The 10,986-nt window shown below is 25.7% G+C and carries 11 protein-coding genes and 1 pseudogene; 7 read left to right on the plus strand and 5 right to left on the minus strand.

The genetic code is table 11. The annotated features are described in order from the left end of the window. Positions 1-184: 184 nt before the first annotated feature. From ftsH to greA, 3 genes are all read right to left on the minus strand, one after another. Positions 185-2,020, minus strand: coding sequence for an ATP-dependent zinc metalloprotease FtsH (gene ftsH / locus D9V70_RS01965; protein ID WP_158356078.1), 1,836 nt, complete (start codon positions 2,018-2,020; stop codon positions 185-187). Between the two features lie 67 nt (positions 2,021-2,087). After that, positions 2,088-2,708: a 23S rRNA (uridine(2552)-2'-O)-methyltransferase RlmE gene (gene rlmE, locus D9V70_RS01970; RefSeq protein WP_158356079.1), complete on the minus strand. Its 621-nt coding sequence runs from the start codon at positions 2,706-2,708 to the stop codon at positions 2,088-2,090. A 68-nt stretch (positions 2,709-2,776) separates the two neighbouring features. Continuing rightward, complete coding sequence (greA, locus tag D9V70_RS01975) at positions 2,777-3,256, minus strand: transcription elongation factor GreA (RefSeq protein WP_158356080.1); 480 nt, start codon at positions 3,254-3,256, stop codon at positions 2,777-2,779. A 524-nt stretch (positions 3,257-3,780) separates the two neighbouring features. Here greA and D9V70_RS01980 point away from each other — a divergent pair. The 5 genes and pseudogenes from D9V70_RS01980 to cgtA form a co-directional block, all read left to right on the plus strand. After that, positions 3,781-4,050, plus strand: a complete 270-nt coding sequence (locus D9V70_RS01980; RefSeq protein ID WP_158356081.1) for a BolA family protein — start codon at positions 3,781-3,783, stop codon at positions 4,048-4,050. A gap of 38 nt (positions 4,051-4,088) precedes the next feature. Further along, positions 4,089-5,336 carry a UDP-N-acetylglucosamine 1-carboxyvinyltransferase gene (murA, locus tag D9V70_RS01985; protein ID WP_158356082.1) on the plus strand — a complete coding sequence of 416 codons (1,248 nt, stop codon included), beginning with the start codon at positions 4,089-4,091 and terminating at the stop codon, positions 5,334-5,336. An 82-nt stretch (positions 5,337-5,418) separates the two neighbouring features. Beyond that, positions 5,419-5,745 carry a 50S ribosomal protein L21 gene (gene rplU, locus D9V70_RS01990; protein WP_158356083.1) on the plus strand — a complete coding sequence of 109 codons (327 nt, stop codon included), beginning with the start codon at positions 5,419-5,421 and terminating at the stop codon, positions 5,743-5,745. Between the two features lie 5 nt (positions 5,746-5,750). After that, a complete protein-coding gene (rpmA, locus tag D9V70_RS01995) occupies positions 5,751-6,005 on the plus strand; it encodes a 50S ribosomal protein L27 (RefSeq protein WP_158356084.1) in 255 nt (84 codons plus the stop codon). A 130-nt stretch (positions 6,006-6,135) separates the two neighbouring features. Next, positions 6,136-7,140: pseudogene (gene cgtA / locus D9V70_RS02000) on the plus strand (Obg family GTPase CgtA); the annotation flags it as partial. 64 nt (positions 7,141-7,204) lie between these two features. On the opposite strand, the gene rpsI reads toward cgtA, so the two are convergent. Together rpsI and rplM are read right to left on the minus strand one after the other, a co-directional pair. Next, positions 7,205-7,597 (minus strand): 30S ribosomal protein S9, encoded by a 393-nt coding sequence (gene rpsI / locus D9V70_RS02005; RefSeq protein WP_158356086.1) that lies wholly within the window; start codon positions 7,595-7,597, stop codon positions 7,205-7,207. 14 nt (positions 7,598-7,611) lie between these two features. Then, positions 7,612-8,040 carry a 50S ribosomal protein L13 gene (gene rplM, locus D9V70_RS02010; RefSeq protein ID WP_158356087.1) on the minus strand — a complete coding sequence of 143 codons (429 nt, stop codon included), beginning with the start codon at positions 8,038-8,040 and terminating at the stop codon, positions 7,612-7,614. 284 nt (positions 8,041-8,324) lie between these two features. Between rplM and D9V70_RS02015 the strand changes: the two genes are divergently transcribed. Together D9V70_RS02015 and ffh are read left to right on the plus strand one after the other, a co-directional pair. After that, a complete protein-coding gene (locus tag D9V70_RS02015) occupies positions 8,325-9,482 on the plus strand; it encodes a chorismate mutase (RefSeq protein WP_158356088.1) in 1,158 nt (385 codons plus the stop codon). A gap of 164 nt (positions 9,483-9,646) precedes the next feature. Beyond that, positions 9,647-10,986 (plus strand): signal recognition particle protein (gene ffh / locus D9V70_RS02020; protein ID WP_158356288.1); only part of this gene is annotated, 1,340 nt, incomplete at its 3' end.

Consider the following 10,986-nt stretch of genomic DNA (forward strand, 5'->3'; position numbering starts at 1 on the left):
TGCAATACATTACAATAGTTTTTTATATTATTAAAAAATAAGATGAAGTTATAATAATTTTATCACTTCATCTTATTTTAATACACATTCAATTGAAGAATTTTAAACAAAAAAAATAATTTTTTTAAAAAAACTTTTCTCTAAACGTGCTATAAATATATTTATATGTTTTATTTAAAAAAAATTATTTAGTAATATCAGTTTCTATCCATCCCTTTGGTTTTCGTACTTCACGTCTTTCCATTAAATCATCAATTTGACATGCATCAATAGTTTCATATTTTATTAAAGCATCTTTCATAGCATGTAAAATATCGATATTGTCATTTAAAATATTTCGAGCTCGACTATAATTAGTTTCAATTAATAATTTTACTTCTTCATCAATAATTCTAGCTGTTTCATCAGACATATGTTTTGCTTTAACTACTGATCGACCAAGAAATACTTCTTCTTCTTCTTCGGAATATAATAAAGGACCTAGTTTATCTGAAAATCCCCATTGTGTTACCATATTCCGTGCTAAATTTGTAGCTATTTTAATATCATTACAAGCACCAGTAGAAACATTTTTAGATCCATAAATAATTTCTTCTGCTAAACGACCTCCATAAAGAGTAGATATTTGACTTTCTAATTTTTGCCGACTTATGCTAAGAGCATCTGATTCTGGTAAAAAAAATGTAACACCTAATGCTCTTCCTCGAGGAATAATAGTCACTTTATGAGCAGGATCATGATCAGGCACTAATCTTCCAATAATTACATGACCGGCTTCATGATAAGCAGTAGATTCTTTTTGAAAATCACTCATAACCATGGATTTTCTTTCCGATCCCATCATCATTTTATCTTTTGCTTTTTCAAATTCTAACATAGATACTACACGGTTATTAAGTCTAGCAGCAAAAAGAGCCGCTTCATTAACTAAATTAGCTAAATCAGCACCTGAAAAACCTGGTGTTCCACGAGCAATGATCATAGCATCTACATCTTTAGATAAAGGTACTTTTCTCATATGAACCTTTAAAATTTGCTCCCTTCCACGAACGTCTGGAAGAGCCACAATTACCTGACGATCAAAACGACCAGGACGCAATAAAGCAGGATCTAAAACATCGGGTCTATTAGTAGCAGCTATTAAAATAACACCTTCATTTCCATCAAAACCATCCATTTCGACTAACATTTGATTTAATGTCTGTTCTCTTTCATCATGTCCACCACCTAGTCCTGTTCCTCGTTGTCTTCCTACTGCATCAATTTCATCAATAAATATTATGCATGGAGCGGATTTTCTTGAATGTTCAAACATATCTCTTACTCTAGAAGCACCTACTCCAACAAACATTTCTACAAAATCAGATCCAGAAATAGTAAAAAATGGTACTTTTGCTTCTCCTGCTATCGCTTTTGCAAGCAAAGTTTTACCAGTTCCTGGAGGACCAACCATTAGTATACCTTTAGGTATCTTTCCACCTAATTTTTGAAATCGACCCGGTTCTTTAAGATATTCAACTAACTCGCTAACTTCTTCTTTTGCTTCATCACATCCTGCAACATCCGCAAAAGTAGTTTGAATCTGGTCTTCTGATAACATTCGAGCTTTGCTTTTTCCGAATGACATTGCTCCTTTTCCACCACCTATTTGCATCTGCCTCATAAAAAAAATCCATACACCAATCAATAATAACATTGGAAACCAAGAGATAAAAATAGAAATAAGAAGACTAGGTTCCTCAGGAATAGATCCAGTAATTTTAACGTTTTTTGTTAAAAGATTATCTAATAATTTAGGATCATTAATAGGTATATAAGTAGTGTATTTACTGCTATCTTTTTTGGTTACACTAATCATGCGTCCATTAATATATGCTTCACGAATCTGATCTTGATTTACTTCTGTTAAAAAAGTAGAATAATCGACTTTGTGATTATTTGCATCATTGGCGTTAAAGCTTTGAAAAATAGACATTAATATAATTGTTATAACCAACCAGAAAATCAGGTTTTTAACCATGTCATTCAAAGGAACAACCTCTCATTGAATCTATATTAAAAAAACACAGATTAATAATCTATAATATTTATCTGATTGCTAAAATGAATATTTCTCGAGATCTAGCTCGAGAAGTTTCAGGTTTGCAAATTTTAACTTTTTTAAACAAAATTTTAACCTCTTTATAGAATTCATTAAAACCTTCTCCTTGAAATGATTTTAACAAAAAAATACCATTCTTAGACAGCAAATAATTTGATATTTTTAATGCTAATTTAGATAAGTCAATAATACGAGGCATATCAATCGCAAAATTACCCGTAATATTAGGTGCCATATCCGACATTACTAAATGAAATTTCATACTACTTAAAGAACTTAGCATTAAATTGAACATTTTTTGATTACGAATATCTACTTGAAAAATATCAACTCCCTTTATTGGTTTAATAGGTAATAAATCAAAAGCTATAACATGTCCTTTTTTTCCTATTTTACTAATTGCATATTGTGACCAACCTCCAGGAGAAGCACCTAAATCGATAACATTCATACCAATTTTAAATAATTTATTATTTTTATCTAATTGTTCTAATTTAAACCAAGATCTTGAACGTACTTTATTTTTTTGTGCTTTCTTGACATATTCATCATTAAAATGTTCTAATAACCAACGGTTAGAACTTTTTGTTTTTTTTGAAGAAATCATATTTTTATAATGTTATAGTTTGTATAATTTTATAATTTACTTAAAAAATAAAATTTTTTTTACAAAAACTAGATATAGTCTATCTTCAAAATTTTATACTCAACATTACCACCTGGCGTACATATTACTACAGTAGTATTAGTTTTTTTTCCAATTAGACCTCTAGACATTGGCGAATTTATAGAAATTAAATTTTTTTTAAAATCAGATTCATCATCACCTACAATTTGATAAGTAAATTTTTCATTTTTTTTTACATTTAAAACAGTAACAGTAGAACCAAAAACTACTCTCCCATTATTAGATAATTTTGTTACATCTATAATTTGTGAATTAGATAATTTTGATTCAATTTCTTTAATGCGTCCTTCACAAAAACTTTGTTCTTCACGGGCTGAATGATATTCAGAATTTTCTTTTAAATCACCATGTTCTCTTGCTTCTGCAATCGCATTAATAATACGAGGACGCTTTATATTTTTTAATTTTTGAAGTTCTTGACGAAGTTTTTCTGCACCTCTTACAGTCATCGGAATTAAATTGATCATATTTACACACTCCACTATTTTTTTATTTAATACTGTAAAAAATATTTTATTTACAATATATATATATATAAATACTTTTTAAAATTTAAAAAAATGTTAATATTTTAAATATTTTTAGCAAAGATATATATTTTATAACATAATATTTTTGTATGTAATTTTTAATTAATTTTTTTATTGATAATTTGATAAACTTTTCATATAAAATTATATCATTATTCAAAATAATTAGTTTTTCAATAAATCACAAATTTATATTGAGATTACAGGTAAAAACAAGTAATTTCAAATTGGTAAAAGTGTTTTTAAAAAATTTAATATTTTATATTAATTTTATTAATAAAATAAATTTATGTTATTTCATTTTAAAGTAAAAAATATAATTTATCAAAACTTTAAAAATCTAGTTCCTTTTATTTAAAATTTTTAATATCTTTTAAAGATTTTTATATTGACTAAATAATTATATTATCTTTTAAATTTTAACAATCACCTTAAATATTTAATCAAAAGCATATTACAAAATGAATAATCAAAAGATAAAATCATTACTTATGACAGAATTAAATTTACAAGAAACATATATTACAGGAGATGATAATCATATTAAAATAGTTGCTATAGGAACTATTTTCAACGGAATTAGTCAAGTAAAAAGACAGCAAATGATTTATACACCTTTGATAAATTTGATTACAAAAAAATACATTCATGCAATTTCAATTACTTCTTATACACCTCAAGAATGGAAAATCAAAAATAAAAACATCAATAAAATTGATCATAATTCATAAACATTTTATAAATCAATAAAATAGAGTTTTATCAATCAATGGATAAATTTTTTATAATAGGAAATAAAAATTTAAATGGTAAGGTTTTTATTTCTGGTTCTAAAAATGCCGCATTACCAATTTTATTTATGAGTATATTGACGAAAGAAACAATTAAAATTAAAAACGTACCGAATTTAACAGATATAAATATAGCACTTAAATTACTTAAATATTTAGGAGCAACAATAAAAAATGAAAAAATATTATTCATTAATTCAGATTCAATTAATAATTTCTCACCTCCTCTATATTTAATTAAGAAAATTAGAGCTTCTATATGGTTGTTAGCTCCTCTTTTAGCACGTTTTGGAAAAGCTAAAATATTTTTTCCTGGAGGATGTAAAATAGGAAAAAGACCAATAGATTTACATATAAATAATTTAATTAAATTGGGTGCTAAAATTCATGTAAAAAATAATTGTATTAATGCTTCTATAAAAGGTCGTTTTAAAGGAAAATATATCCTAATGAAAAAAATTAGTGTTGGCGCTACAATTACAATTATAGCTGCTGCCACTTTAGCAGAAGGAACAACAATTATTGAGAACGCGGCTAAAGAACCTGAAATAGTCGATATTGCAAACTTTTTAAATAAATTAGGTGCTAAAATTATTGGAGCTGGTAGTAACAAAATATTTATTAAAGGTGTTTTAAAATTAAGAGGGGGTAGGCATCGTATCATTCCAGATAGAATTGAAACAGGAACTTTTCTAGTTGCTGCAGCTGCATCTAAAGGTAATATTACTTGTTATAATACCGAACCTAAACATTTACAAAGTGTATTAATAAAGTTAATAGAAGCGGGTGCAAAAATTCGTACAGGAAAAGATTGGATTCAATTAGATATGAAAAAAAGACCTAATTCTGTAAACCTTTGCACTGCTCCTTATCCAGGATTTCCAACAGATATGCAAGCTCAATTTGCTTTGTTAAATACAATTTCTAAAGGAATAGGTAGTATTACTGATAATATATTTGAAAACCGTTTTCATTATGTTTCAGAGTTGATTAATATGGGAGCAAAAATTAAAATACAAAAAAATACTATTATGTGCTATGGAATACCTATATTGTCATCTGCAAACGTTGTTTGTATGGATTTAAGAGCATCAGCAACATTAGTTTTAGCTGGTTGTATTTCTACTGGAACAACAATAGTTAATAATATTCAACATTTAATCAGAGGATATGAATCTTTTCATATAAAACTAAATCGATTAGGAGCTGATATTAAAATCATATAAAAAAAATACATTTTTAATGTAATTAATAAACAATAAAAAATTTAAAAATAAAAAAAATTGATAAACACTATTGGAGCTTTTTATGTATGCAATTTTTTTAAGTGGTGGAAAACAGTATAAAGCAATTAAAGATCAAACTATTAGATTGGAAAAATTAAATGATGTGATTGGTACCACTGTAGAATTTAATCAAGTTTTAATGATTTCTAATAAAAGTTCTATAAATGTCGGAAATCCTTTTATAATAGGTGCAAAAATAAAAGCTAATATTGAAAGTCATGGTCGTCTAAAAAAAATAAAAATTATCAAATTTAATCGTCGAAAACATTATAAAAAACAACAAGGTCATCGTCAATATTTTACTGATGTAAAAATAATAGATATTGCTAATACTTCAGGAGAAAATTAAATAAAATGGCACATAAAAAAGCTGGAGGATCTACTAGAAATGGACGAGATTCTAATGCTAAAAGACTGGGAGTAAAATGTTTTGGTGGTCAATTAATTTCAGCAGGAAGTATCATAGTCAAACAACGTGGAACAAAATTTCATCCTGGAAAAAATGTAGGATGTGGAAAAGATCATACAATTTTTGCTCTTTTAAAAGGAAAAGTAGAATTTAAAAAAAAAGGATTAAAAAAACGAACTTATATAAATATTATAAATTAAAATATAAAAAAACCCCTTTTCAAGGGGTTCAGTAGTTAATTTTATATTCATAAAAATATTTATAAAAAAATTAAAATAGATATATCTTAAAACATTTCATTTCTTTAACAATATTAAAAATGGATACAAAATGAAATTTATTGATCAAGTGACAATACAAGTAATTGCTGGAAATGGTGGTAATGGATGCGTAAATTTTAGAAGAGAAAAATACATTCCAAAAGGGGGTCCAGATGGTGGAGATGGTGGAGATGGTGGAAATGTTTGGATAGAAGCTAATAACAATTTGAATACTCTTATAGATCTTAGGTTTAAAAAAAAAATTGAAGCTCAACATGGACAAAATGGATTTCGTAAAAACTGTACTGGAAAAAAAGGAAATGATATAACAATATCTGTACCTGTAGGGACAAAAATCATAAATTTTCAAACACGTGAAACTATAGGCGACTTAATACGAAATAAGCAAAAAATATTAGTTGCTAAAGGGGGTTGGCATGGTCTAGGTAATACTAGATTTAAATCCTCTACAAACCGTACTCCCAAACAAAATACATTGGGTACAACAGGAGAAAAACGAGATATACAATTAGAATTACTTTTAATTGCAGATGTAGGAACATTAGGTATGCCTAATGTTGGAAAATCTAGTTTAGTAAAAAGCATATCAGGAGCTAACACAAAAATTGCAAAATATCCATTTACAACATTAACTCCAGTTCTAGGAAGTGTCAATTTTAACAAAAATAAAAAATTTATAATCGCAGATATACCAGGAATAATTAAAAATGCTTCTAATGGTTCTGGATTAGGAATTCGTTTCTTAAAACATTTAGAACGATGTAAGATATTACTACATATAGTTGATTTACTTCCCGAAAATCACTCTCATCCAGTAGAAAATATACAAATAGTTCTAAATGAATTAAAAAAATATAGTTTAAAACTATATAATAAACCAAGGTGGCTAGTATTTAACAAAATTGATTTGCTGAGTTTTAATAAAGTTAATCAAATAATTTATGATATTCAAAATCGATTAAAAACAAAAGAAAAATATTATTGCATTTCATCTTTAAAAAAAATAGGAACAAAAAAATTGTGTTTTGATATCGGTGAATATTTAGAAAAAGAAAAAAAGAACTCGGTTTCTTAATAAACCAAGTTCTTTTATAAAATAACTAATAATATAATTATTTTTAACGTTTTGAAAACTGTGGTCGTTTTCTTGCTTTACGAAAACCTATTTTTTTTCGTTCAACCTGACGAGAGTCTCGTGTAACAAAACCAGATTTTCTTAATTCAAAACGTAATGATTGATTATATTTAATTAAGGCACGTGTGATACCTTGACGAATTGCACCTGCTTGACCAGAAATACCTCCACCTTTGACGGTGATATAAATATCAAATTTATTTATCATATCAACTAATTCTAATGGTTGACGAACGATCATACATGAAGTTTCACGACCAAAATATTCTTTTAAAGAACGTTGATTAACAATAATTTCTCCATTTCCAGATCTAAGGAAAACCCTAGCAGAAGAACTCTTACGACGACCAGTTCCATAATTTTGATTCTGAATCATTTTTATACCTTACATTAAATTTTTAATAATTTTGGACACTGAGCTAAATGATGATGATGTTCATTTGGAAACACTTTTAATTTTTTAAACATAGCACGTCCTAAAGGACCTTTAGGTAGCATACCTTTTACTGCCATCGAAATTATTTTCTCTGGAGAACGATTTATCATTTCTTCAAATGTAAATTTTTTTATTCCTCCTACATAACCAGTATGATGATAATAAATTTTATTTGTTTTTTTTCTTCCAGTCACTAATATTTTTGAAGCGTTTAGTACAATAATATAATCTCCGGTATCAAGATGAGGGCTATATTTAATTTTATGTTTACCGCGAAGACGAATAGATAACTCAGTTGCTAATCTACCTAATATTTTATTAGATGCGTCTATATAATACCAATTTCTTTTAATATCACTCAATTTAACTGAAAAGGTTTTCATTTAATACTCACTTTGGAATATAATTGTTTATATAAAATAATACTATGATTAGAATTAATAAGATATAGCAAATATATTTTGCTAACTATATGATTTAAATTATGTTATATACATCTATAAAAATTATTTAACATAAATTTTTATTTAATATAATAAATATATAATTAAAAATGTTGATTTATTCACATTTTAATAAAATTAATCTTTTATAATAAGAATATTTCTCAAAAATATTCCAATTTTGGATATATCAGATATATTACATACTTCATAGGTGATAAATTATGCCTACTAACACTTCACTACTTATCTTTCGTAATAAAATCAATAATATTGATGAACAAATAGTAAAATTATTAGGAGAAAGAAAAAAACTAGTACTAAAAATAGCTGAATGCAAGATAGAAAATAAAAAAGAAATAAGAGACACAGAACGCGAAAAAAAAATGCTACAAAAATTAATTTTTTTAGGAAAAGAAAATCATCTAAAAGAAAAGTATATTACTCAATTATTTCATATAATAATAGAAGAATCTGTATCTATTCAGAAAAAAATAATAAATAAATTTAGTGATCATCAAAAATTAAATATTTCAAGTTTTTCTTTTTTAGGTCCTAAAGGTTCTTATTCTCATATTGCTGCTTGTGAATATGCACATCAAAATTTTCAAACATGTGTAATAAAAGAATGTTCAACTTTTGAAGATGTTATAATTTCAGTAGAAAAAAATCAGTCTAATTATGCTGTTCTACCAATAGAAAATACTTGTTCTGGTTATATTAATGAAGTTTTTCATTTATTAAAAAAAACCAATTTGTTTATTGTTGGAGAAATTTACATATTAATCAATCATTGTTTACTTGGAATAAAAAAAATTTCATTAAATACAATTAAAACAATATATAGTCATCCACAACCATTTCAACAATGTAGTAAATTTATTAAACAATTTCCAAAATGGAAAATAAGATATACAAAAAGCACAGCAGATGCAATGAAAAAAGTTACTCAATATAATGATATAACTAAAGTAGCATTAGGAAGTGAGATAGGCAGTACAATTTATGGATTAAATATTTTATCTAAAAATTTAGCAAATAAACAAAAAAATATTACAAGATTCATTTTATTACAAAAAAACCCTGTTGAAGTATCTATAAAAATACTATCTAAGACTACTTTAATATTTAGCACAGGAAAAGAATCAGGAGCATTTACTAAAGTATTGTTAATATTACAAGAAAATAAAATAATTATCGAAAAAATTACTTCCCATACAATGTACAAAAATCCATGGGAGGAAATATTTTATATTGACATTCAAGCAAATTTATCATCACATATAATACAATCTGTAATTAAAAAAATGGGAAAAATTACTAAATTTATAAAAATTCTAGGATGTTATCCTTGTGCAAATATTACTCCAATAGTACCGTAAAATCATTAAGTAAAAAATATTCAAAATATATATAATTATTTTTTAAAAAAATATCTATAAATACTAAAAACAATTTTTTTAGAAAATTAAATATAATTTTAAAAAAGATTATTTTTATTTTAATTAAAATATATATTCAGAAATTTTAATGTGAGTAATAAATAATGTTTAATAACTTAACTCAACGTCTTTCACAAACTTTACGTAAAATTGTTAATAAAGGAAGACTTACAGAAGACAATATTAAAAATACTATACGGGAAGTAAGAAAAGCATTATTAGAAGCAGACGTAACCCTATCAGTTATCAAACAATTCATAGAAAATGTTAAAAAAAAATCTATTGGTCATAAGATTAATAATAGTTTAACACCTGGACAAGAATTTATAAAAATAGTCAAAAATGAATTAATATTTTCGATGGGAGACAAAGATAACACATTGAATTTATCTGTCAAACCACCAGCAGTACTACTAGTAGTAGGTTTGCAAGGAGCTGGAAAAACTACTAGTTTAGCAAAATTAGCTAAATGGATTAAAGATAAACATAAAAAGAAAATATTAATTGTTTCCACTGATATTTATCGTGCAGCAGCTATAAAACAACTTCAAGTTTTGTCTCAGCAAATCGAAGTAGATTTTTTTCCATCTAGTAAAAATCAAACACCGATAGAAATTACAACAGAAGCAATCAAATATTCTACATTAAAATTATATGATATTTTGTTAATTGATACAGCAGGAAGATTGCATATCGATGAAAAAATGATGGATGAAATTTATCAAATACAAATTGCATCAAAACCTATTGAAACATTACTAGTAGTAGATTCAATGATGGGACAAGATGCAATAAATATGGCAAAAATATTTAATAATAAATTACTTATATCTGGTATAATATTGACCAAAACAGATGGTGATTCTAGAAATGGAATTGCTTTATCTATGCGTTATATAACTGAAAAACCTATTAAATTTATAGGAACAGGAGAAAAAATTAATGAATTAAATGCCTTTTACCCTGAAAAAATGGCCGAAAGAATTTTAGGTATGAATGATGTCGTATCTATTATTAAAGATATCGAAAAAAAAGTAGATCAACTACAAGTTACAAAACTTACAAAAAAACTAAAAAAAGGTCATGATTTTAATTTAAATGATTTTTTAATACAAATTAAACAAATGAAAAAAATAGGTGGAATAAATTATTTCATTGATAAATTATCTATAAACAATCAATTATTTAATAAAATATCATCATTTAAAACAGATAAGAATACATTAAATAAAATAGAAGCCATTATATATTCAATGACACCTAAAGAAAGAATAAAACCAATAATTATAAAAGGATCAAGGAAACGAAGAATAGCTTTAGGATCAGGAACAACTATACAAGATGTGAATAAATTATTAAAAAACTTTGATGATGTAAAAAGAATTATGAAAAAAATAAAAACCAGTGGAATAGCAAAAGTAATGAGAGGAATAAAAAATATGTT

Origin of the sequence: Buchnera aphidicola (Lipaphis pseudobrassicae) (assembly GCF_005081185.1) — a bacterium.
In the GTDB taxonomy this organism is placed as follows: Bacteria; Pseudomonadota; Gammaproteobacteria; order Enterobacterales; family Enterobacteriaceae; genus Buchnera; species Buchnera aphidicola_AD.